Annotated in this window: 20 protein-coding genes and 1 pseudogene; 6 read left to right on the forward strand and 15 right to left on the reverse strand. The window is 66.2% G+C overall.

All coding sequences use genetic code 11. From position 1 onward, the window contains the following. Positions 1–16 precede the first annotated feature (16 nt). The 5 genes and pseudogenes from lacZ to ACYVF4_RS13445 form a co-directional block, all read right to left on the reverse strand. Entirely contained in the window at positions 17–3,073 is a 3,057-nt protein-coding gene (gene lacZ / locus ACYVF4_RS13425) for a beta-galactosidase, LacZ type (protein ID WP_288969875.1), read from the reverse strand. Continuing rightward, entirely contained in the window at positions 3,070–3,858 is a 789-nt protein-coding gene (locus tag ACYVF4_RS13430) for a carbohydrate ABC transporter permease (RefSeq protein ID WP_253035370.1), read from the reverse strand. Before ACYVF4_RS13430 ends, lacZ begins: the two co-directional genes overlap by 4 nt. Positions 3,859–3,880: 22 nt before the next feature. Next, positions 3,881–4,849, reverse strand: coding sequence for a carbohydrate ABC transporter permease (locus tag ACYVF4_RS13435; RefSeq protein ID WP_375096136.1), 969 nt, complete (start codon positions 4,847–4,849; stop codon positions 3,881–3,883). Between the two features lie 75 nt (positions 4,850–4,924). After that, on the reverse strand, positions 4,925–6,220 hold the full coding sequence (locus ACYVF4_RS13440) for an ABC transporter substrate-binding protein (protein WP_460723627.1): 1,296 nt from the start codon (positions 6,218–6,220) through the stop codon (positions 4,925–4,927). A gap of 319 nt (positions 6,221–6,539) precedes the next feature. Continuing rightward, positions 6,540–7,274 (reverse strand): annotated as a pseudogene (locus ACYVF4_RS13445) (citrate/2-methylcitrate synthase); the annotation flags it as partial. Between the two features lie 16 nt (positions 7,275–7,290). Here ACYVF4_RS13445 and ACYVF4_RS13450 point away from each other — a divergent pair. Continuing rightward, complete coding sequence (locus tag ACYVF4_RS13450) at positions 7,291–7,602, forward strand: hypothetical protein (protein ID WP_460723629.1); 312 nt, start codon at positions 7,291–7,293, stop codon at positions 7,600–7,602. A 378-nt stretch (positions 7,603–7,980) separates the two neighbouring features. Here ACYVF4_RS13450 and ACYVF4_RS13455 read toward each other — a convergent pair whose 3' ends face one another. From ACYVF4_RS13455 to ACYVF4_RS13490, 8 genes are all read right to left on the reverse strand, one after another. Continuing rightward, the gene (locus ACYVF4_RS13455) at positions 7,981–8,853 is read right to left on the reverse strand and encodes a tetratricopeptide repeat protein (RefSeq protein ID WP_460723631.1); all 873 of its coding nucleotides are present in this window, start codon (positions 8,851–8,853) and stop codon (positions 7,981–7,983) included. Positions 8,854–8,890: 37 nt separating this feature from the next. Further along, the gene (locus ACYVF4_RS13460) at positions 8,891–9,646 is read right to left on the reverse strand and encodes a hypothetical protein (RefSeq protein WP_460723633.1); all 756 of its coding nucleotides are present in this window, start codon (positions 9,644–9,646) and stop codon (positions 8,891–8,893) included. A gap of 226 nt (positions 9,647–9,872) precedes the next feature. After that, positions 9,873–10,767, reverse strand: a protein-coding gene (locus ACYVF4_RS13465; RefSeq protein ID WP_460723635.1) for an IS5 family transposase whose coding sequence is annotated in 2 segments (ribosomal slippage) — positions 9,873–10,383 and positions 10,382–10,767 — 897 coding nt in all. Because the reading frame shifts where the segments join, the coding sequence is not laid out codon by codon here. Positions 10,768–10,918: 151 nt separating this feature from the next. After that, positions 10,919–11,935: a magnesium and cobalt transport protein CorA gene (locus ACYVF4_RS13470; protein WP_251451442.1), complete on the reverse strand. Its 1,017-nt coding sequence runs from the start codon at positions 11,933–11,935 to the stop codon at positions 10,919–10,921. Positions 11,936–12,226: 291 nt separating this feature from the next. After that, positions 12,227–13,153: a cation-transporting ATPase gene (locus ACYVF4_RS13475; protein ID WP_435909511.1), complete on the reverse strand. Its 927-nt coding sequence runs from the start codon at positions 13,151–13,153 to the stop codon at positions 12,227–12,229. Positions 13,154–13,264: 111 nt separating this feature from the next. Next, positions 13,265–13,738, reverse strand: coding sequence for a hypothetical protein (locus ACYVF4_RS13480; protein WP_460723638.1), 474 nt, complete (start codon positions 13,736–13,738; stop codon positions 13,265–13,267). Positions 13,739–13,740: 2 nt separating this feature from the next. Beyond that, complete coding sequence (locus tag ACYVF4_RS13485; RefSeq protein WP_251449784.1) at positions 13,741–14,127, reverse strand: hypothetical protein; 387 nt, start codon at positions 14,125–14,127, stop codon at positions 13,741–13,743. 67 nt (positions 14,128–14,194) lie between these two features. Continuing rightward, positions 14,195–15,238 carry a TerC family protein gene (locus ACYVF4_RS13490; RefSeq protein WP_460723649.1) on the reverse strand — a complete coding sequence of 348 codons (1,044 nt, stop codon included), beginning with the start codon at positions 15,236–15,238 and terminating at the stop codon, positions 14,195–14,197. Positions 15,239–15,483: 245 nt separating this feature from the next. On the opposite strand from ACYVF4_RS13490, the gene ACYVF4_RS13495 reads away from it, so the two are divergent. After that, positions 15,484–16,026 carry a hypothetical protein gene (locus tag ACYVF4_RS13495; protein WP_460723640.1) on the forward strand — a complete coding sequence of 181 codons (543 nt, stop codon included), beginning with the start codon at positions 15,484–15,486 and terminating at the stop codon, positions 16,024–16,026. A 42-nt stretch (positions 16,027–16,068) separates the two neighbouring features. On the opposite strand, the gene ACYVF4_RS13500 is transcribed toward ACYVF4_RS13495, so the two are convergent. Both ACYVF4_RS13500 and ACYVF4_RS13505 read right to left on the reverse strand, forming a co-directional pair. After that, a complete protein-coding gene (locus ACYVF4_RS13500; RefSeq protein ID WP_251449788.1) occupies positions 16,069–16,347 on the reverse strand; it encodes a helix-turn-helix transcriptional regulator in 279 nt (92 codons plus the stop codon). Between the two features lie 58 nt (positions 16,348–16,405). Further along, the gene (locus tag ACYVF4_RS13505) at positions 16,406–16,711 is read right to left on the reverse strand and encodes a helix-turn-helix transcriptional regulator (RefSeq protein ID WP_036272261.1); all 306 of its coding nucleotides are present in this window, start codon (positions 16,709–16,711) and stop codon (positions 16,406–16,408) included. A 119-nt stretch (positions 16,712–16,830) separates the two neighbouring features. On the opposite strand from ACYVF4_RS13505, the gene ACYVF4_RS13510 reads away from it, so the two are divergent. Genes ACYVF4_RS13510 through ACYVF4_RS13525 form a run of 4 tightly spaced genes read left to right on the forward strand, consistent with a single transcriptional unit; the run spans position 16,831 to position 21,963 of the window. Next, on the forward strand, positions 16,831–18,345 hold the full coding sequence (locus tag ACYVF4_RS13510) for a proton-conducting transporter transmembrane domain-containing protein (RefSeq protein WP_155947952.1): 1,515 nt from the start codon (positions 16,831–16,833) through the stop codon (positions 18,343–18,345). After that, positions 18,345–20,819 (forward strand): DUF2309 domain-containing protein, encoded by a 2,475-nt coding sequence (locus tag ACYVF4_RS13515; protein WP_460723644.1) that lies wholly within the window; start codon positions 18,345–18,347, stop codon positions 20,817–20,819. The genes ACYVF4_RS13510 and ACYVF4_RS13515 overlap by 1 nt, the downstream gene beginning before the upstream one ends. Continuing rightward, positions 20,807–21,124 (forward strand): P-II family nitrogen regulator, encoded by a 318-nt coding sequence (locus ACYVF4_RS13520; protein WP_028495566.1) that lies wholly within the window; start codon positions 20,807–20,809, stop codon positions 21,122–21,124. The genes ACYVF4_RS13515 and ACYVF4_RS13520 overlap by 13 nt, the downstream gene beginning before the upstream one ends. Then, positions 21,121–21,963 carry a DUF6671 family protein gene (locus tag ACYVF4_RS13525; RefSeq protein ID WP_251449792.1) on the forward strand — a complete coding sequence of 281 codons (843 nt, stop codon included), beginning with the start codon at positions 21,121–21,123 and terminating at the stop codon, positions 21,961–21,963. The genes ACYVF4_RS13520 and ACYVF4_RS13525 overlap by 4 nt, the downstream gene beginning before the upstream one ends. Positions 21,964–22,634 lie beyond the last annotated feature (671 nt).

Raw genomic sequence — 22,634 nt, forward strand, 5'->3', positions numbered from 1 at the left:
ATCCAGCTCGCCGGAATCAGCGCGTCTGGATCCCCCGGAAGGCGAACCGGAACTCGAGGTCGCCGGTCGGCAGCAGGTACCGGTCGAGCGGACGCGAACCCCAGGAGTCGTCTCCCGCCACCCCCCGGCGCATCAGCGCCGGGCGCACGATCGTGCGGTGGATCGGCGGCAGCTCGTGCGGATGCAGTGCGCTCTCGATCTCGGCCGGCGTCCAGCTCAGCGCCGAGAACTCCATGATCGGGTCTCCCTCGAAGCGCAGACCCGCGCCCCGGGCATCCGTGATCTCCGCCCAGCGCACGCCGGTGCGGTTGCCGGCCTCCTGCGGACGGATGTACGGGGTGAGCATGTCGGGGACGTGACGGTCGTAGACGCCCAGCCGGGCACCCTCCCGCCGGTCCACGTAGCACTCCTCGGGACCGTCGCCGTACCAGCGCACCCGGTCGTAATCCGCGGGCATCGCCAGCATCGTGGCGAACTCGGGCATCTGCGGCAGACCCTCGGGCACGTGCATCCGCTGGGTGACCTCCACCCGGCCAGCGCCGTCGACGAGATAACTGAGATCGCAGTGCGTCACGGGCGTCGTCGGCAGCTCGTAGCGGTAGCCGATGCGCACCCCGCCGTCGACCTGCTCGACCGAGATGTCGGCCGGCTCGTGAAACCCGCTGGCGCGGCCGTAACGGCTGGCGAGCAGCCACTGCCCCTCTTCGAACGGGCCGCCCCAGCCCCGCTCGTTCGCGGTCGGCGCATGCCAGAAGTTCGGGGTGACCGCGCCCGAGAGCAGCTCGCGGCCGCCCGTGCGCGTCTCGCCGAAGCGGTACGAGGTCAGCCCGTTGAAGATCCGCGAGAACGTCACGTGGAAGCCGGGCCCGTGCACGCCGATGCTCAGCGTGCCCTCGACCAGGCGCGGCGCGGGCGCCGCGACCTGCGCGGCCGGTGCCGTCGCGCCTGCGGCCGGCTCGCCGACCCTGAGCACGTGCTCGCCGAAGGCGACCTCGTGCCCGGCGGGTGCCCACGCCGTCTCGGTCCGCAGGTGCAGCGAGACGACGATCGCGTACTCGCCCGCCGCCGCGGGAATCGCGACCGGCAGCGGGTACACCGCCGACCCGCCCGGCGCGACGTCCGTGTCGACGACGCCGGCGGTCAGGATGCGGCCCTCCCGCGAGATCGAGACGCGCGTCTCGTATTCGGCCGACGAGGTCGACATCAGCCGGTTCGTCAGCGCGAACGACGACTCCGACACGTCGACGACGAAGCCCTGATACAGCCGCTTCATCTCCTGCGCCTTCGGCGAGGGGGTGTGGTCGGCGAAGAAGATGCCGTTGCCGCTGAAGTCCTGATCGTGCGGCGCCTCGCCGTTGTCGCCGCCGTAGCCGAAGTACTCGCGGCCGTAGCGATCGCGCATGAGGATCGCCTGATCGGCGAAGTCCCAGATGAATCCGCCCTGGAACAGCTCGTCACGATACGCGAGCTCGATGTACTCGCCGACCCCGCCGAAGGAGTTGCCCATCGCGTGCGCGTACTCGCACACGATGAACGGCTTGTCGCGGTTGGTGCGCAGATAGTCCTCCACCGCCGCGGCGGGAGTGTACATCTGGCTCGCGATGTCGGTCGTCTCGGGGTACCTCGGGTCCCAGTGCACGCCCTCGTAGTGCACCGGGCGATCGTCGACCGACCGGAACCAGTCGGCCACATCGCGCAGCACCGTGCCGCCGAAGGACTCGTTGCCGCAGGACCAGATCACCACGCTGGCGTGGTTCTTGTCGCGCTCGAGCATGCTGCGGGCACGATCCAGCGCCGCCGGGCGCCATTCGTCGTGGTCGCCGGGCAGGGCGGTGTCGAGCGATTCGCCGTGCAGGCGGATGCGGCTCCACCGGGCGTGCGTCTCGAGGTTCATCTCGTCGATGACCATCAGGCCGTACTCGTCGGCGAGCGCGTAGAACGCCGAGTCGTTCGGGTAGTGGCTGGTGCGCACGGCGTTGACGTTGTGCGCCTTCAGCATCCGGATGTCGGACTCGGTGAGCTCTCGCGACGGCACCCGCCCGTTCAGGCCGAACTCGTGACGGTTGATGCCGTTGAAGACGACCCGGTCACCGTTGAGCGACAGCACGCCGTTCTCGATGCCGAACCGGCGGATGCCGACTCGCTGCGGGACGACCTCGGTCAGCGCTCCGGCGGCGTCGCGCACCTCGATCACGAGGTCGTACAGGTGCGGATGCTCGGGGCTCCACAGCCGGGGCTCCTCCACCTGCACGACGAAGGCTCCGTCGGCATCCCGCGCGAGCTCGCCGACGCCCTCGATGCGGGCCGAGACGGCGCCGCCCGCCCCGTCGAGCTCCACGCGGACCCGCACCTGGGCGGATGCCAGGTCATCGGCGACCGCGGTGGTCACGCGGATGTCCTCGGCGTGCACCCCGGGGCGCCGGTACAGGGTGACGTCGCGGAAGATGCCCGAGAACCGGAAGAAGTCCTGGTCCTCGAGCCACGAGCCGGCGCTGTAGCTGAACACCTGCGCGGCGATGCGGTTCTCGCCCTCGACCAGCGCGTCGGTGAGATCGAACTCGGCGGGGGTGAAGCTGTCGGTGCTGTAGCCGATGTAGCGGCCGTTCACCCACAGCGCGATCGCGCTCTCCGCGCCGTGGAAGGTGACGCTGAGCCGCTCGCCCTCGGCGAGCGGGCAATCGAGCGCGAAGGTGCGCACATAGCATCCGATCGGGTTGTCGCGCTCGGGGACCTGCCCCGGCTCGATGTCCTCCTGGCCGTCCCATGCGTAGCCGACGTTGACGTACTGCGGTCGGTCGTAGCCCTCCAGCTGCAGGTGCGAAGGCACGCGGATGTCGTCCCACCCCGACACATCCCGCGACGGATCGGCGAAGTCGGGCAGCACCTGCCCCTGGTTGCGGGCGCAGAAGAACTTCCACAAGCCGTTCAGCGACTGCTCGAACGCGCTGACCCCCGATCGCGCCTCGTCGAGGTCGGCGAACCAGCGGTGGTCCGAGTGCGCCGGGCGGCGGTTCTCCGAGACGAAGGTCGGGTCGGCGATGCGGTCGATGGCGAAGACGGGATCGAATGTCACTTGATGGCTCCGGTGATGCCCTGTGCGAAGGCGCGCTGCAGGATGAGGAAGATGAGGATGGTCGGGAGGGATGTCAGCAGCACGGCGAGCATGAGCACGCCGTAGTCGGTGACGTATCCGGCCGTGAGGTTGGCGATGAGCATGGGCATCGTCTGCACCGCGTTGTCGAGCAGGATCACACGCGGCCAGAGGAAGTTGTTCCACGAGGCCATGAAGGTGATGACGGCCGCGGCGGCGAAAGTGGACTTCATCGTCGGCACGTAGATGCGCGCGAAGATGGAGAGCTCCTTCAGCCCGTCGATCCGGGCGGCCTCGATGACCTCATACGGGAACGAGCGCGACGCCTGCCGGAACAGCAGGATCAGCAGTGGCGTGGCGATCGAGGGGATGATCACCGCGAACAGCGAGTTGACCATGTCGAACTGCGCGAAGATGCGGAACAGCGGGATCATGATGGCCGCGAACGGGATCATCATCGCCAGCATGAGGATCGCCATCACGACGTCCTTGCCGCGGGAGTGGTAGATCTCGAAGCCGTAGCCCGCGATCGCGCAGACGATCAGCGACAGCACCGTCGTGCCGATGGCGATGAGGGACGAGCTGATCATGGCGGCGCCGAGATCCTGCTGCGTGGTCAGCGCCACCAGATTGTCGATGAAGTGGCCGCCCGGGGTCAGCCGGGATCCGAGGACCTCTCGGGTCGAGTTGGTCGATGAGACCAGCATGAAGTACAGCGGGAAGACCGAGAACAGGGCGAACACGGTCAGGAACGCGTAGCCGGGCACGCGTCGCCAGGGAAAGCGTCGACTAGTCACGCTTGTCACCCACCTTCATCTGGATGAGAGCCAGCACCGCGACCATGATCAGGATCACGTACGAGATCGCGGAGGCGTAGCCGACGTTGGGGTTCTTCAGGAATGCGAGCTCGTAGAGGTAGTGCGACATCGACATCGAGTTGTATGACGGCCCGCCCTTGGTGAGCGCCCAGGACTCGTCGAACAGCTGCAGCGTGCCGTTGATCGACATGATCGCGGTGAGCACGATCATCGGCCGCAGCTGCGGCACGGTCACGAACCAGAACGTCTTGAACGCTCCGGCGCCGTCGATTCGCGCGGCCTCGAGGGTGGAGTGGTCGACGTTCTGCAGCGCCGCCAGGAAGAAGATCATGTTGTAGCCGGTCCACCGCCACAGCAGGCCGATGATGATCACGAACCGCGCGGTCCACGGCTCGCCGAGCCAGTTGAGCGGGTCGTGCATGAGGCCGACCGCCATGAGGGCGTCGTTGACCAGTCCGTCCGTGGCGAACATGGTGCGGAAAACCAGCGAGTACGAGACCAGCGAGACGGCGCACGGCAGGAAGATCATCGTGCGCCAGAGGGCCTTGCCCCTCAGCTTCGGGTCGTTCAGCAGGTTGGCCAGCACCATCGCCAGGATCAGCATGATCGGCACCTGGACCACCAGGTAGAACACCGTGTTGAACATGGTGAGCTTGAAGATCTCGTCGTCGAGCAGCCGGGCGAAGTTCGACCACAGCGGCTCCGCCCAGTTCAGCCGTGATCCCCGGCCGGTCTGCAACGAGAGGACGAATGCCTGGATCATCGGCACGAAGCTCAGCAGCGTGATCAGGAGGGCTGCCGGCAGAAGGAACCCCCACCCGGTGAGGTTGCGTCGCCGTGCGGTGTTCAGCCACGGTCCGCGCGGGGTGAAGTCCGGCGGAGGGGTGCTCCGCCCCCGCCGGCGGGAGCCGTCGGAGGTCACGATCGCCTGGGTCGCCACGATGCGTACTCGCTTTCCATTGCTTCGGAATAGGACGCTCGGGCGGGGCGTCGTGCCCCGCCCGAGCGGAGAGGGTCAGTTCATCGCGAACTCGACGTTGGCCTGTGCCTCGTCGAGCGCATCCTCGATGCTGGTGCCGCCGATGACCTTGGTCATCGCCGCGCTGACCGCGTCACGACCTTCGAAGAAGTAGACGCCGGTGTTGCTGCTGGGCACCTTGGCGCCGAACTCGACGACCTTCTGGAAGATCGGCTGCCCGCTGAAGAACGCGCTCGGCTCGGCGTACACGCTGCTCTCGCCGGCGGGGATCCAGTTCGCGACCGCGCCGGCCTTCGGCAGGATCGTGTCGTAGAAGTCGGTCGATCCCGCGAAGGTGGATGCCAGGAAGTCGGCGGCGAGCGTCGCGTCGCCGGTGGAGCTGATCGCCCAGGACGAACCGCCGTTGGCCGAGTAGTTCGTGGCGTCGGGCACGCCGTCGAGCTTCGGCAGGTCGGTGACGGCCCACTTCCCCGCCTGGTCCTCAGCGGTCTGGATCGACCCGGCGATCCAGATGCCGTTGATGGTGCCGGCGACAGAGCCGTTGACGAAGCTGCTGATGTACTCGTCCCACGAGTTGACCTCGACGAACACGCCGGACTCGACCAGCTCGGTGTACACCTCGATGGCGTCGATCAGCACATCGTTGCCGGCGATCGTGGGCTGACCGTCCTTGTCGAACAGGCTCCCCCCGGCGGACTGCAGGATGATCGACAGCAGGTCGGACGAGCCGGCGATGCCGGAGAGCAGCGGCTTGCCGGTCTTGGCCAGCACGTCCTTGCCCTTCGTGATGAAGTCGTCCCAGGTGGTGCTGGTGAAGTCGTCGATGGTGTATCCGGCCTGCTCCAGCACGTCGGTGCGCAGGGCCGAGACCGCGGTGCCCGAGTCGAAGGGCACACCGTAGTTGACGTCGTCGATCGTGGAGTAGGCGGTGACGCTCTGGGGGAACTCCGAGAAGTCGATGTCGGCGTCGGCGTAGTCGCCGAACAGGTCGGGATAGTTGATGACGTTCTTCTGGAACGCGCTGTTCTGCATGAGGAAGATGTCGGGCAGCTCGTCGAACTGCTGCGACTGGGCGATAGTGGTGAGCTTGGCCTGCAGGTCGTCCCAGGGCGTCTCCACGATCTTCAGCTCGAAGTCGGGGTGGTCCTTCTGGTAGACCTTCTCGGCCTCCTTCATCGCATAGATGTTGAAGGAGGGGTCCCAGGCCCAGACGGTCAGGGTGTTGCCGTCGCCGGAGCCCTCGGCGTCGCCACCGCTGCCGCATGCGGTCAGCGCGAACAGGGGAAGGATCGCCGCGGCGGCCATCGCCGCAGCCTTTGTCATGCGCTTCATCGAAGCATGTCCTCTCGGGGGGATTCAGGTGGCCACGGAACGACTCCTCGGCCCTGCCACGACGTTGGCGTCACTGGCAATCACCAAGATGATCACGTAAACATTTTGCGTTAGGCAAGTCCTGTTACGCAATCGTGACCTTACCGGCGCGGGTCAGCGGGTCGATCAGAACCGCTCCCGCCGCCGGCTGCGCCGCGGCTCCGCGATGGGAGGCCGCGCCGGTGCGGGCGGCGGGAGCGGTCGGGTTCGCAAACGCGGATGCCGGCCATGCGGCCGCGTGTTCCGCCCGCTGTTCTGCGCTCTCCGCGAGGTCGGGGGCTCAGCCCGCGACGTGCCGCTCGTCGACGCCGTTGTAGGCCGAGAGCGGGCGGATCAGGGCATTGGATGCGGCCTGCTCCATGATGTGCGCGGTCCAGCCGGTCACCCGTGATGCGACGAACAGCGGCGTGAAGATCTCGGTGTCGAACCCGAGCAGGTTGTACGCCGGTCCCGATGGGTAGTCGAGGTTCGGGTGGATGCCCTTGCGCTCGACGAACTCGCGCTCCAGGGTGTCGTACAGCTCGGCCATGTCGTCACGACCCGATTCCTCGAGAAGCACGTCGAGCGCGGCCTTCATGGTGGGCACGCGGGAGTCGCCGTTCTTGTACACGCGGTGACCGAAGCCCATGATCTTGCGCTTCTCGGCGAGCGCGGCATCCAGCCACGGCCCGACGTTCGACGCCTCTCCGATCTCGTCGAAGATGTGCATCACGGCCTCGTTCGCGCCGCCGTGCAGCGGCCCCTTGAGCGCGCCGATCGCACCCACGACGGCCGAATACAGGTCGGCCGTGGTCGACGCGATCACGCGTGCGGTGAACGTCGAGGCGTTGAAGGAGTGCTCGGCGTACAGGATCATCGAGCGGTTGAACGCGTCGACGACGGCGGGCTCGGGCTCGTCGCCGAAGGTCAGCCAGAGGAAGTTCGCCGCGTAGTCGAGGTGGTCCCGCGACTCGATCGCCTCCTGCCCGCGGCGACGGCGCTGGCCGTACGACACGATCGCCGGCAGCACGGCCGCGATCGCCAAGTCGGTATTGGCTCGACCGGCCCGCCCAGACGACGCGGACGAAGAGATCCTCGAGCACGGCATCCACTTCCGCTACCTCGTGATCGGCGACGGTGGGCAGCTGTACAGCTCGCCCGAGGCACCTCCCGAGGCACCGGCCAAAATCGTCGTCGACGCTGACTCCTTCCTCGAGGGCGAGCTGCGGCGGGAGCAGGTGGGCACCCAGGGTCGTCGCGAGGGCGGCTTCGAGTTCATCGGCGTTCGCACCATGTCGCCAGCGCCCTCGATCGGGCTGCTGGTCGTGCGGGTGCTCACTCCTCCGCCGACTTGGATGAAGTGAATCGGCCACGCGACTGAGTTCACCCGGGCGGCTTCGAGGTCGCTCCGAGTATCGCTCGCAGGCGGAGGCGCGTCACGGTTACGCCGGGGTTCCGCGGCTCAATCCGTGATCTGCGGGTAGCGGACCGCGCAGAGTTTTCTCGCACCTTTCTCGCGGGGCTGTTCCTATGAGAAAGCTATGGCCCGCGATCCCAGTGTTTCCAGGGGATCGAGGGCCAGAACTCGCGGCGGAGACGGAGGGATTTGAACCCCGCCCACACGCCGACGCTCGCATGGCTTCAGCCGAGTTTGCCCTGGTTTGCCGGGGTTCGCGGTAGTGCTCGTGGACGTTCGCGAGCGATGGCGGGTGTTCAGTTGTTCGCAATTTCTTCGCAGGCAGTTAGCTCCTTCTCTGGCGTCGGGCACGCCTTCTCGGAGCCGACTTTGACTTGAGTTTGCCTTCTGCGGCCCCGCTCGCTGCCGCGACCCCCTTCGCCCTGGCGATCGATTCGTCGACCTTACCTACATGCCTGGTGAAGCCCAGCTGCGTGCCGATGTCCCGACTTCGCTGGAGGTACTGCAAGGCCTGCCCCCGCGACTTCGGATAGCGTGACAGCACCTGTCCAAGGGTGTGGAGCACCTTGGCCTGTCCCCACTCGTCCCCTGTCTCTCGTGTCAGCGCCAGCGCGCTTTCCAGCAACTGCACGGCTCGCTCGGTGTCGGGGCGCCGTTGCGATAGAAGGCAGATCGCGAGTGAATGCTCGGCATGCGATTGATGGATCTTGTCCCCGCGGGACCTCGCATTCGCGAGGCTAAGCTTGAACATCTTGCGAGCTTCCGCGACTTCGTCCGCCCCTCCGCGCTCGCAGTCCATCCTCGCTACGAGATGCTGCGCAATCGCCACCTCTGCGGTCTGGTCGTCAGCCCGACTCACCCGCCTCAACAACTCGACCGCTTCAACTACCCTTCCCTGGCGGTAGTAGGTCATGCCGCGCAGGAAGAGGAGAGGATCTTCCGAGCCACCAGTCCTCGCCACCGAGAAGTAGTGCTGATGAGCGCTCACCCACAGCGGATCCGCGGCGCGCTCACTGGCGGCGTGGTGTGATAGCACGGCCTCACGCAGGGACGACTCGAGCCTCCACTCCGGCCCGGTCCTGACGAGGTACCCAAAGCGGCGGAGCGTCTCGATCATCCGGCCGTCGTAGCCGAGTGCGCTGATGGCACGCTCCGCCGACTCGTCGGTGTGGGCGCGGCCTGCCGCGAGCAGCACCACCTCTGGATGCTGCGCCAGCTCCTCAAGTGCGCTTAGCTCAGGCAACACTCTCCTCAAGGCGGGCCATCTGTGCGTATGCTTCCTCGATCGTCGAACTAGTGCGAATCACTGTCCGCGCGAGTCCAAGCGCGGCGTCTCTGTTGGCTTCCCATCCACGGTCGATGGCCAACTGCGCTATTTCCTCCACAACCTCCTCAGCAAACGACTGAGGGAGCCTAACTGCCATCCGCGCCTGCGGTGGGATAGCGCCGTCGATCCCCGCAAGTTGATCGTCGGCGAATTGAAAGAGAACGGACGCGCCCTGTTCGGCCATCGACTCGATGACTGGCTTCCACATGGTCGAGTAGAAGCGCCGACGCATGGCGGCGTCCATTCCGTCAAGTTCCCGGAAGACGATGACCACCTCCTCGAAGCTGCGGCCAGAGTCAATCTCGTCCTGCAAGGCAGAAATAAGGGCGGTGACCTCTTCCTCTTCGCTGTAGTTCGCTCCGAGGGTGTTTCCGTCGACTCGGACATCTCCGAATATGGACCGAATGTTCTTGATGAACTCGACGCGACCGGCTGCTCCTTGCTCTCTCGCTCGCGCAAGCACATCCAATTCACGGGCAAGAGTTCGGAGCGCCCCGACTGGGCTTGCTGTCCCGAGGTAGTGAGGATCCACTACGCACGTCTTGTACCCGCCCTGCATCGAATCGATCATGTCGATGATGTGTCCAATGAAGGTGGTTGCGCGCGACTGGCCGTCTCCAATGACATGCAGCACACCAGACTTGTCGGTGACGAAGGTACGCACGCGCGTACTCTCCTTCACCCAATTCACGAGAAAGTCACTCACTCGTCGTGGCTCTCAATGTTCTCAATGTCGACATCCTTCCCCGATCTGATGTCAGTCGCGAGTTCGACGGATCGACCGTCGCGCGAAGAACTCACCTTTGCCCCGGACACCCGCACGCCTCCCCGCGCGCGAATGCCGCTTGCGACTCGCGTGCTGGTCGGGTCGGTAGCCCGCCGGCGCGCAATTAGGGCGTGTTGATTAAGTCGGTCTTGATCCAGATGAGGGTCGAGGAGAGGCAGATGGCAGCGCGGTAGTTTCGGGCGAGTTTGTCTGATCGCATTGCGATGCCGCGCCACTGCTTGAGGCGGTTGAAGCATCGTTCGACGACGTTGCGGCCTTTGTAGCGTTCTCTCTGATCGGTGCCGAAGTCGATCGGCCGGCCCGGCTTCTTCCGGCGGTGCGCGATCTGATCGTCGCGTTCGGGGATGGTCGTCGCGATGCCGTGCGCGCGTAGCCAGGCCCGGTTCGCCTTCGATGGGTATCCCTTGTCAGCGAGTACCCGATCAGGTCGCGTGCGCGGGCGCCCTCGTGACGCGCGGGGCACGCAGATGTCATCGAGCGTGGCCGCGAGCATCGTGGTGTCGGCGGTGTTGCCGCCGGTGAGCACCATGCCCAACGGCCTGCCGCGCCCATCGGCGACCAGATGCACCTTCGTTGTCAGCCCGCCGCGGGAGCGCCCGATCGCGTGATCAGGCGGCTCGACCGGCGGATTCTTGTGATTCGGTGGAGTCCCCTGTGTCCCGAGGGAGGGTCGCACCGTGCTGATGCACGCGCGCGATCGTGGAGTCAATCGAGACCACCCAGTCGATCTTCCCGGCAGCGTCCGCCTGCTTCTGCACCTCGGCCAGCAGCTTCTCCCATGTGCCGTCCTCGGCCCACCGGTTGAAACGCTTGTAGATCGAGTTCCACTTCCCGAACCGCTCGGGCACGTCCCGCCACGGCGCGCCGGCGCGGAACTTCCACGCCATCCCCTCAACGGCGAGACGGTGATCCGTCCACGGCCGAGACCGGCCCGTCACCGTCGGCATCAACGGCTCCAGCACAGCCCACACCTCGTCAGAGATCTCTTGTCGCGTCACCCGTCAAGACTCGCCCACGAGACGCCGAAACATCTTGATCAACACGGCCTAGGTCTGACGTCCGGCAAGGGTCCTCCTAGGATTGGGCCAGGACATTACGCGAAGCGGATACCCAATCTGCGGCCGACTCAACGCTACCGGCATGATCCGATCAAAGCCACCGCTTCCACCTGAAGACGCCGTACAGCCCGGTGGCGACACCGACCATCAGAACGAGCGAGAAGGGGTAGCCCAGTTCCCACCCGAGTTCGGGCATGTACTCGAAGTTCATCCCGTAGACGGTGCCGACCAGGGTTGGGGCGAAGATGATCGCCGCCCACGAAGAGATCTTCTTGATTTCCTCATTCTGCGCGAGGTTGAGTTCTGTCATCCGCCGCATCTCGTCGTTCTGCCGTTGCGCGAGCAGCGTGACGTCAACGGTGAGCGCGTTCTCGAGGATGGTTCGGAACGACGCCGATCGCTCGACGATGCGGAGGGCGTGGTCAAGCACGCCCCGCAAGTAGCGCTGCAGTTCACTATCAACCTGGTACTTTTCTGAGCCGCGCAACAGCGCCTCGAGCATGCCGACCAGCGGCTGTGAGGCGCGTTGGAAGTCAATCACCTCGCGGGAGAGCTCATAGATGCGCCGTGACACGCCGTCTTCGTCAGCAAACAGCTGATTCTCAATCTCATCGATGTCGTTTTCCAGACCGGCGATAACTGGTCCGTACTCATCGACGACTTCATCGATAATGGCGTAGAGCACCGCCTCCGGCCCCATCGACAGCAGTTCGGGCGTGCTCTCCAGGCGGTGACGGACCTGAGCCAGGTTTGGGGACTCGGCGTGCCGAATAGTGGCAATGAAGTCCGGGCCGACAAACAGATGCAGTTCGCCGAACTCAACCTTTTCCACAGCATCGAGGTAGCGGGCCGGGCGCAGAACCACGAACAGGGTGTCACCGTAGCGTTCCAGTTTGGACCGCTGATGCCAGGTCAGCGCGTCCTGGACCGCGAGCGGATGCAGCGAAAACTCCTCGGCGACTGCGCGCACCTCGGCCTCGTTCGGCCGATACAACCCGATCCATGCCATCCCGCCACGAGATCGCATCGTTTCAAAGGTCTCATCCAGGTTCGCCGGGCTCTCTGTACGAACGCCGTTCACGTACACTTCGTTGTCAACTAACGCCATCATCATTCCCCCTTCGTCCAAGACTGAGCACAGCGCCGAATTGCGCTGCGAGCTGGAAGTGTGCACCGCTGATGCAGGTCAAGCCAGCATGGCACCACAGGAACGAGCCAAGTTGACGTGGAGATCGAGCACAGCGAAGCCGTGGGACATCGCTCAGGGCGACTAGCAACCTGCGAGCAAGAGTGGCAGACCATGCCGACTCCAAGTCACCGTGAGATTGCGCGAAAGACCCGCCCGCTCCCGTGTGGCATCAATCTCAGTGGCGCGAGTGCCCCGTTTCGGGGTAGTTAGTCATCTGCCGAAGAGGTTTCCCCAGCCCGGGATGTCGATGTTGGAGAGTTGCTCCCCGAAGCCACTGATGTTCTCTCCCCAGCCCGCGAAATTGTCTGTGGCTCCGGCAGCGAGGTCGCTCGCCCCACCAGCTAGATCGCTCGCCCCGCCGGCAATGTCGGTGGCCGTGGCGGTGACGTCCTCCAGTCCCGTGGCAAGCGCGGAAAGGTCGACCGCACCGGCAAGCGCATCGAAATCGACGCCCGCGGTGAGCGCTTCGGCAAGAAGGGGCGTGGCAAGGGCACTTCCGATCGCTCCGGTGGCGACGACAACCAAGAGCCCACCGGCAGCACCGGCGGCGGCCGCGCCGGCCTTCTGCCCGGTGGTGGCGTTTCCTGTTCGAGGGGTTCGAGCGAGGATCCTTGCCAGAACACCCGGCCGAGCTGCCTCGGCGCGGGTGGCAGTGCGGGCAAGATCAGCCGGTTGGGATGTGCGGGGCTGCTCTGCGAGGGGGAGTTCGGTCCGCAGTCGCGCCTGGATCTGGTTTCGTTCTGCGGGAGTGAGTCGGCGGAACGCAGCGGCGTGGATCCGCTCCAGCTGGGCAGGCTCGGCGGCATGAAGGAGGTATTCGTAACGGGCCACTGCGGCACGCTCGGGCGCGTGATCGTTTGCCGGGGGTGGGGTCAGCCCGACGGTGTTCGAGGGTGCAGTACCGGCGGGTGCGCCGGCAGGTGGGGTGAGCGGATGCTCGGGTCCCGGTGGCGGGACGGGTGTCGCCGGTCCGCTGACCGGGGCAGGCGGGGTGGGCGCGGCGCCGGTGATGGGGCCCACCGCACCACGCAGTGTGCTTTTCCAGTCGCGGGGTGCGCTGCCGGTGGTCTTCGCAGGCGCTGGGGTCTTGTTGAGTGCCCGTTGGGCCAGGCCGGTGAGGCGGTCAAACATGGTCATGAGCGTCTTCCTTCTGTGTGGGTGCTGGGGTGCTGTGGAACGTGATTGCGCCTCTTCCGGGCGGGTGGTCGTCCCTCCTGCTTCACGAACGTTGGTCGATCCTGTGGCAGGTCAGGCGAGCGGGAGCCAGGCTACGGACATCACTCCCCACGCCTGGGCCCGACCAGCGGATGGTGGGAGGCGGAGGGAAGAACGTGTGGCTGAGTAGGCTTCGACGCGCACCTGCTCGGGGGTCAGCTCAACCCCCGCGGCGGCGGCATCCGCGAGCACCGCGGTGAGAATCTCGCTGTGCCGTCGAGCGCGAGAATGCAGCAGGACCGCCGGGTCGAGGCTGAACCCTGCCCGCTCCGGCTGCACGTGTACTCCCACATGGGCGGTGCGCTCTGCGAGGAGCCGTACCGCGGTGAACAGTCCGTTCCACCGGACTCTTTGGCGCGGCAGGGCGATGTGCACGCACAGATCACAGTCCCCGACGAACGAGCGGAAATCATTGGGCCATACGGGCGCTTCGACGATGACGCGGTCGATCGGGGTGGTGAGCTGACCGTGACGCAGCAAGCACAGATCGTGTTCTTTCGTAATCACGATCAGCTCCGATCCGGGCAGGCATCGTCGTGTAGCTGCACGCGCGCGCCCCAGTCATCAATCGGATGCAGCACACCGGTGGCCGCAGCAGTCCGGTCGATCACTGTCCGGGCGTCCCAGAATGGACCTCCCTCGACGATGAGGCACTGCCCAGCACCCACGTGCAGCTCGTTGCTCTTGCCGCCTAGCAAGACCCGCTGCCCCGCCGCGACGACAACTTCGGTCACTGATTGATCAGTGACCTCACGCAAGGTAACCGGATTGTCTCCCGCGTTGCGCAGACTCCCGCACCCCGGCAGAGGTCCGCCGCAGCGGTCACCGACACCGACAGTCCACGCGACTACGAGGATCCCGGTCACCGCGAGCAGCGGCAACACAACCACTGCCACCGTCGAACCTCGGCGACCCCTCCTCACCGGCTGGGAATCGGGGGCCAGGGCCGCCGAGGGGTCACGGTCAGTCATCGGAACTCACCTTCCCATCTGCGCGCACTCTGCCCCGGCGGCGGAAGACCGGCTCGGCCGCAGCGAGCTCCTCGTCGCTGGCGAGCCGGAACGCTCCGGCAGCTTCGGTCTGCACCTCCCGGCGGCCTTGACCGCGGGTAGCGCGGAGGCTCGCGATAATCGAGACGGTGATGATGGTGGCGACCACGGCGAGACTGATGGTGGTGGGGATGTAGAGCACGTCCAGAAGCAACATCTTGATCCCGACCCAGATCAGGACGAACGCGAGTCCGACCTTGAGGTAGATGAACCGGTGGATGAGGTCGGCGAGGAGGAAGTACATGGCCCTCAGCCCCAGGATCGCGAACGCGTTGGCAGTGAAGACCAGGAACGGTTCGGACGTGACGGCGAAGATCGCGGGGATGGAGTCGACGGCGAAGATGATGTCGGTGATCTCCACCAGCACCAGCACTGCTAGCAGCGGGGTGGCCACGACGATCCCGGCCTTGCGGATAAGGAACTTCTGCCCGTGGTACGCGTCGGTCATCGGCACGAACCGGCGGAACACCTTCAGAATCTTGGACTTCTCCGGGTGAATGTGGTCGTTGCGGGAGCGGAACATCCGCCATCCGGTGTAGATCAGGAACGCGGCGAACACGTAAAGGATCCAGGAGAAGTTCTCGATCAGCGCGGCACCGGCGGCGATGAAGATGCCGCGGAAGATCAGCGCACCCAGGACACCGAGGAACAGTACCCGGTGCTGGAACTCGCGGGGCACGGCGAACGCGGCGAAGATGATCGCCCAGACGAACACGTTGTCCACCGCGAGGGATTTCTCGATCAGGTAGCCGGCGAAGTACTGCTGCCCGTACTCCGCCCCCCACAGCGACCAGACCAGCACACCGAACGCGACACCGAGCGTCACCCAGACGATCGACCAAACCGCGGCTTCCCGCACCCCGATCACATGCGCCTTACGGTGCGCGACCAGATCAACGGCGAGCATGACCAGGATCACACCCAGAACGGCGAACCAGGCCCACAAAGGGACAGTCATGACAAAGACCTCCACGAAAGATTCGTGAAGGTCTCATCGGCCTGGCGGGCCCCTGCGCACCGGATCCCGCGGAGGGAACGTATTGACGATGCGGAGCGAGGATTACTCCCCTTCTCGAGCCATCAAACAGGAGAAGTATGCTTCATGTCAAGTCTGCTCGCGAAACAGGTCCGGAGCCACGCTCTGCACATGGACGAGTTCCGGCCGCCGTGACGGCCGTCTGACGCGACTACGCTGAATCCCGGTTGCTCGTCAGCTACGCGGCGAAATACGGTGGGTGGGTGAAGGGTTCAGGATTCGACCTCGATGCGGGGCTCCGACGCTACCCGTGGGTGTCTCGGGCAATGAACGCGGAGGCCGTTTACGGGACCGTGCTGACCGCGGGTCTCATTTCCGCGTACTCTCTCTACAACCCGACACTGCCGGTCCTCATCGCCCGCACCATCGGGACCGTCCTCGTGTTCTGGGGTGCACACGTCTACGCCGAGATCGTCGGAAACCGTGCGATGAGCTGGCGGGAAGCGGTCCGCGAAGGACTGCAGCGCTCCGCAGGACTCCTGTGGGCACTCATCGTCCCGGTCGCCTGTCTGACCGTAGCCGTGTTCCTCGGACTCTCGATGAATGTCGCCGTGGACATTTCTCTGTGGGGAGGTGTCGTCAGCCTCGCCATATTGGGATGGTGGGCGGCCCGGCAACGCAATGCCTCCACGGTGGTGAAGGTGGCAACCGCCGCCGCAACGGCAGGAATGGGACTCGCTCTGATCGCCCTCAAGGCACTCGTGCACTGACCGCGTCCGGGTGCCCGTTCAGCCGAGCGACAACGAGCGGGTCTAGTGGATGTCCAGCAGTGCGCGGATCAGGTCGTCCACGGTATGCGCGGCGTTCGCGGGATGCCGCAGCGGACGGTCCTGATACAGGACGTAGTGGTTGCGTCGTCCGCGCTTCTCCCGCTCCAGATACCCAGCGTTCTCGAGATCGTTGAGGATCGTGAGCGCCGAGCGTGTAGAGATTCCGACCACCGCAGCGATATCACGGACGGTCGCGTCTGGGTTACCCTCAATCGCGAGCAATACGTGCGCGTGATGCGTCAAGAACGTCCACTCGGCCATCGCTCCCCTCCTCCTGCGTAGCGCCTACCGGCGAGCCCTTGCGAACGCGCGGCTGAGATCAGGCTGCGCTGGGCGCGTGTTCTGATGCATCCGACGCCGAGAAGACGGCCAGGAGTTCGCCGATGTGATGGCCCCGATCCAGGGGGTGCCGCAACGGACGGTCCGGGTTGAGCCGGTAGGTGTTGCGCCGCCCGACCCTCTCCCGGGTCAGGTACCCCTCCTGCTCAAGCTCACTGACGATGCGTTGCGCCGCACGCTCGGTCACCCCCACCAGGCTCGCGACGTCCCGCAACAGAATCTGCGGGTTGGCTGCCACGCACAGCAGAACATGGGCGTGATTGGTGAGAAAGGTCCACTGCGCCATCACCCCATCTTACCGTTCCACCCCACTTGTTTCCGCATACGCATTTACCGAATCACAATACGTGCTATGTTTTTCGTGTTTCCAGTGACAGGTGAAAGCGGGTGTGGTTGATGGGGAGTGTGGTCTTCACGATCGCGATAGCGGCACCGTGGGTCGGTGTCGTGGTCGCCGCCTTGCTCCCGGCATCGGCCGGGACCGTGGCGCGGGCCGCTGCATGGGCGACGGGAACAGGCGCCCTCGCTGCTATCGCCGCCCGGCTGCTGGCGGTACTAGCTGGGCAGCAGCCGCCGTCCGGGGGCCTCTGGGCCGGCGACGCGGTGGCGGTGCTGATGCTGACGCTGGTCTTGTGGTTGAGCGCGGTGATCCAGATGTTCGCGCTCCGCTACCTGCGCGGCGACCTACGGCAACGATGGTTCGCAGTGTGGGCGAACGCGTTGACGGGCAGCACCGTGGTGATGGTGTGTGCGGGGACGGTGGTCACCTTCACCATCGGCTGGATCGCGGCGGGCGTTTCCCTGGTCTTCCTGTTGCACACCTATGGGTCGCTGCCACAGGCCCGTCAAGGGGTCCGGCGGACTGGGCTGAGCTTCCTGATCGCGGACGCCCCCCTGGTGGTGGCGGTGTTGGTCCTGACGCTGGCCGCCGGGAGAGATATTCGCCTCGCAGAGGTGGGATCGGTGTCAGCGACACTGCCGGAGGGCATCGTCGTCGCGGTGGCTCTGCTGTTGGTGGTCGCGGCACTTGGCCGGTCCGCCCAGATCCCCTTCCACCGGTGGCTTCCCGCGACACTGTCGGCCCCGACCCCCGTCTCTGCGCTGCTGCACGCCGGGGTCGTGAACGCCGGCGCCATCCTGGTCATCCGGTTCTCCCCGCTGATCGCGCCCGTGGCTGCGGCGATGCTGGTCATCTTCGCAGCCGGCGCGGCGACGCTGGTGTACGCCACGGCGGTTCGGCTGGTCAAACCTGACGTGAAGGGCCGGCTGGTGTTCTCCACCGCCGGTCAAATGGGCTTCATGATGATGGCTGTCGGGCTGGGCGCGTTCGCTGCGGCCATCTTCCACCTGATCGCCCACGCGCTTTACAAGTCCGCCCTGTTCCTTTCCGCCGGCACCGGAGTGGCCAACCACGCCGAGCAGCGGACCTGGCCCGCCCCGGAACCATCCCCCCGCTCCCGAACGGTCGCAGCGGTCCTGCTCGCCACCGCCCTGCCTGTGGCGGTGCTCGTGGCAGCGAAGGGAATGCTCGCCCCCCAGGCAACCCCCGCGAGCCTGGCCCTGCTCGGATTCGTCGCCTTTACCGCCGCCGTTGCCGTCGCAGCCGGGCTGCGCCGCTCGATGACAGCGGCCACTCTCACGGCCGCGGCGATCGGACTCACTGTCCTGGGATTCTCGTACGTCGCCTTCCTCGGCATTTTCGAACACCTGATCACTCCCGCTGCGTCAATCCAGCCGGCATCGCCTTGGTGGCTGCTGATCCCCGCCGCCCTATTGCTTGGTCTGGAGCTGCTCGTTAACTCCCCGCGCACGGCCAGCCGGATGCACAGCGCCCTGTATGCGCGGACCCTCGCCGAATCGACGGTCTCCGCGCCCACCCGGATCGGCCCTGCCCGTGCCCGTCAGAAGGAGGCCGTGTGATGAGTCTGCTGGTCCAGGCCCATGTCGCCCAAGCCGCCCACGACGTCATGGCCAGCTGGCCGATCGGATCGTTCATCGCGCTCAACCCGCTCGCTGCACACGAGAGCACCCGATTCGAGAACATCGCCGAACCCGGAGTCGCGCTCACCCAGACTCTCCCGCGGTACCACGCCCAGTTCGCGTCAGGCCGCATCACGCGCGCCGACCTGATCACCGCTCTGCGGGAGCGGATCGGGGAACTCGCCGGGCTACCTGTCATCGAGCTCGGCGGGATGGCCTGGTCGGCAGAAGAGATCCTGGTCGCGGAATTGCTCCGTCCCGACACCCGCCCGCCGACTCCGAGGACATCGCCGCCGGCGGATCCGCTCGAGCAGCACATCACAAAGTGGGTGGCCGCATTCGTGGACCCCGACCCGCAGTGGCCGATACCCGGACGGCAGCACGGGTTCTACCGCGCCTGGCACGCCCTGGCCGTCCACGACCCGCACCTGACCAGGCTGGCACGACGGCGGATCCGCTCCCTCCCCGACCGGGCTCTGCCCGCGCTGACGGCAACCCTCACTCATCTCGGGGTCGGAGACACGACCACCGTGGAGACCCTCACAGCAGAGCTGGCTGCGCTTCCGGGGTGGACCAGCTACCTGAAATGGCGGTCCGAGCACAACAGCGACATCGACTTGACCGAATATCTCGCCGTCCGCCTCGCCCTCCGCCATGCCCTCGACCTGCCCCTGTCACCCTCCGCGGCCCACCCCACACCGGCAGGCGAGGAGACCCCAGCCCCGGGGAGGGAATTGTGGGAGCGCGCCGAACAGATCTCCGCCACCCTGGCGACCGCGCCCACCCGTGCCGAGGTGGCGATGGTGGCCCGGATCCTGATCCTGCATGCCCCTACCGATCATCCGTTCACCTGGCAAGCCGCCTACGACGGCCACTATCGGGCCGCATTGCTTCAGTCGATCACCCAGAGCAGCACCGCACCGGACCGGCCGGCGGTGCAGGTGGTGATGTGTATCGACCCGCGCTCCGAAGGGGTACGCCGTCACTTGGAAACGCAACCGGGGGTGGAGACGCTCGGCTTCGCCGGGTTCTTCGGCGTCCCCGTCCGGTTCACGTCCCACCAGGGCCGCGGGGCGGTGGACTCGCTTCCCGCCCTGTTGCGTCCCCGCCACGCCGTCACCGAATCACCCACGAGCCCCCAACGCGCCCACCGACGCGGCCAGGGGCTCCGATTCATCGACGCCGCCGCACACGCCCTGCACACCACCGAGAACGCAACAGCGACCCCGTTCGCGCTGGCCGAAACCGCAGGCTGGTTCTACGGCGCCGCCACCTTCACCCGCACCCTCACCCCCGGCCTGCACCACACCCTCACCCGCACGTGGCGGACCCTCATCGCGCCGCCCTCCTCCAGCGAGGTCACCGTTTCGGATGCCTTCAGCCTCGAAGAGCGTGCGACGCTGGCCGAAGCTGCGGTCACGATGATGGGACTGCACCAGTTCGCGCCGCTCATCGTCCTCACCGGACACGGATCCACCAGCACCAACAACCTCTACCAATCAGCGTTGGACTGCGGCGCCTGCGGCGGAAACCCAGGCGCAGTCAACGCCCGAGCAGCCGCAGCGATCTTCAACGACCCCACCGTCCGGGCAGCGCTCGCCCCCCGCGGGATCACAATCCCGCAGGACACCATCTTCGTCGCCGCACTGCACAACACCGTCGCCGACACCATCACCGTGCTGGACCCGCACCTGGTCCCGAGCACCCACGCCGCCGAACTGGCCAAGTTCAGCACGCGCGCACGTGACGCCGCCGATCTCCTCGTCCGCGAGCGAGCCACTGGCCTCCCCGGCGCACACCCGCACCAGTCCCTGGCGCGGCTGAGAGCCCGCGCACACGACTGGGCAGAGGTCTACCCAGAGCTGGGACTGGCCGGCAACGCCGCCATGATCATCGGACCCCGGGAAATGACCGCCAGTGTGAACCTGCATCGCCGGGTGTTCCTGCATTCCTACCGCGCCGAGATGGACCCCGGCGGGACGGGGCTGGAAACCATCCTGACCGCCCCGATGATCGTGGCGCAGTGGATCAACCACCAGTACTACTTCTCCACCCTCAACCCCGACCTGCTCTCCGCCGGCACCAAAACCATCCACAACGCCATCGGCGGCATCGGCGTCCTCGCCGGCCACAGCGGCGACCTGCGCCGCGGACTGCCCTGGCAATCCGTCGCCGTCGGCGACAACTACCTGCACGAACCGTTGCGCCTGAGCGTGATCATCCAAGCCCCGCTGGAAAGGATCGGCGACATCATCTCCGGCAACCAGGTCCTGCGCGACCTGTTCGACAACGACTGGATCACCCTCACTGCCCGCCCCTCCCCCAACACCCCCTGGCACCGGTACACCCGCTACGGCTGGTCGAGCCCACCCGCCCACACACACAACAAGGAGAACCGCTCATGCACGGACTGACCCAAATGACGAAGGTGGAGTTCGTCGTCCCCGGCCGCGACGCCCCCTCGGTCCGCGCCCTGATCACCGCTGCCGGCGCCACCGGTTACACCGCCGTCTCCGGCGTCTCCGGCATCGGCCACCACGGCCAACACTCCGGTGCGCTGCTGTTCAACGACTACGACACCCTCACCATGCTGATCACCGTCCTCCCCACCGACCGCGCCGAAGAGCTCATCACCGCAGCACGGGAATTGTTCACCAGCTGCAGCGGCGTCATGTTCGCCACCGACACCTACGTCAGCCGACCTGACTACTTCCAATGACACCCACCCCGCACCCCTACCGCGGTGCCGTCATCGCGTTCGCCACCATGCACGGCAAAGAACATCTCGCCCGTGGCCCGTTCCACACAATCCTCGGCGCCACAGTTCTCGGCGTGGCCGGAATCGACACTGACCAGTTCGGAACCTTCGCCGGCGACATTCCTCGCACCCTCCCCCCACGAGAAACCGCGCGCGCCAAAGCGCGCCTCGGAATCCGCACCGCAGGCCTCACAGCAGGCTTGGCCAGCGAAGGCAGCTTCACCACCGAATACGGGTGGAGTACCCGACACAACGAACTCGTCCTCTTCCTCGACGAGGACCGCGGGATCGAGGTTGTCGAATCCCGCACCGCCAGCTTCCCCCTGCCCCCGGGCCGGCACATCCTCACCAGCGCGCAAGCCCTCTCCTACGCCACCAGCCTCGGCTTTCCCCACCAAGGCGTCATCGTGCAAGCCCACCACGACCACGGATCCCACGCCCACAAAGACACCCACAGCCCGGCCGAACTTGAGATCACCGTCAACCGGCTCCTCGACCAGAACGTGCCCGTGTCGGTGCTGCCGGACTATCGTGCGCATCGCTCACCCGCCCGCGCCGACATCCTCCGAGATCTCTGCTCCCGCATGGCCAGGCGCCTCTCCACCCCTTGCCCCGGCTGCCGCAGCCCCGGATACGGGCGAGTAAAGACCATCCCCGGACTCCCCTGCGGCACGTGCGGTCAACCCACGCATCTGCCCGCCGCCGACATCCACGCCTGCAGCACCTGCGACACCACCCACACCCGACCACGCACCTCAACCCTCGCCGACCCGCAATGGTGCGAGACCTGCAATCCTTGACCACCTCGCAGCCCAACCTCGATCCCGCCCGCCGGCCGTGCTCGACCGGAACAGCTGGAGGCCCCGCCAACAGGACCTCCGGCCCTACGTGCGCCGGGCTGGCCCCCGGATAGTAGAAGAAGGAGGCAGAGACCCATGAGCACTGCACACGGACAACCCCTCCGATCGCGTTCTGAAGATGGCTGTCCGACTCGTCCCATGGATGCCGGGGCCGTCGTGCTGTTGACCGGAGAGAGCGAACCGCCGGAGACCGTTCGGGACGCCTGGGCTGGCGCTGCTCGCACAAGCGGTGGCGTCCGTATCATTCGCGTCGTCGAAGACCGAGCATGGGAGACCATCGCCGAACGGAATTGCCACGCCTCCCAGGCCAGGGAGCAGCTTTGCCGGCTGGTCGGCGAGATTCGCGCGAAGGATCCGTCCACTCGTGTCTCGGGTCAGCTCCACAGAGGCCCGCTGCACACAGTGCTCCGCAGCCTCGGCGGCGCCCCGATTCTTCATTTCGACCGCGCAGCAGCCTCTTTGTCCAGCCCGGAGCCCGACGTGACGGAGGATGCGGCGTCGGGCCGATCTGCCGTTGACGCAGGGCTGAGAACCCGTTCGATGAGAAGGAGTGCAACATGAATGAGAAGTTGGTTGTCGGTGTGACGGATGCGTCTGCGTCTCGTCGGGCC

The sequence above is a fragment of the Microbacterium aureliae genome (genome assembly GCF_054780155.1).

Coding starts and splice junctions, on each gene's coding strand:
- ACYVF4_RS13440 (WP_460723627.1), bottom strand. CDS start 6,220: ATGAAGCGCATGACAAAGGCTGCGGCGATGGCCGCCGCGGCGATCCTT.
- ACYVF4_RS13470 (WP_251451442.1), bottom strand. CDS start 11,935: ATGGCGTTAGTTGACAACGAAGTGTACGTGAACGGCGTTCGTACAGAG.
- ACYVF4_RS13475 (WP_435909511.1), bottom strand. CDS start 13,153: ATGACCATGTTTGACCGCCTCACCGGCCTGGCCCAACGGGCACTCAAC.
- ACYVF4_RS13490 (WP_460723649.1), bottom strand. CDS start 15,238: ATGACTGTCCCTTTGTGGGCCTGGTTCGCCGTTCTGGGTGTGATCCTG.
- ACYVF4_RS13500 (WP_251449788.1), bottom strand. CDS start 16,347: ATGGCCGAGTGGACGTTCTTGACGCATCACGCGCACGTATTGCTCGCG.
- ACYVF4_RS13505 (WP_036272261.1), bottom strand. CDS start 16,711: ATGGCGCAGTGGACCTTTCTCACCAATCACGCCCATGTTCTGCTGTGC.
- ACYVF4_RS13515 (WP_460723644.1), top strand. CDS start 18,345: ATGAGTCTGCTGGTCCAGGCCCATGTCGCCCAAGCCGCCCACGACGTC.
- ACYVF4_RS13520 (WP_028495566.1), top strand. CDS start 20,807: ATGCACGGACTGACCCAAATGACGAAGGTGGAGTTCGTCGTCCCCGGC.
- ACYVF4_RS13525 (WP_251449792.1), top strand. CDS start 21,121: ATGACACCCACCCCGCACCCCTACCGCGGTGCCGTCATCGCGTTCGCC.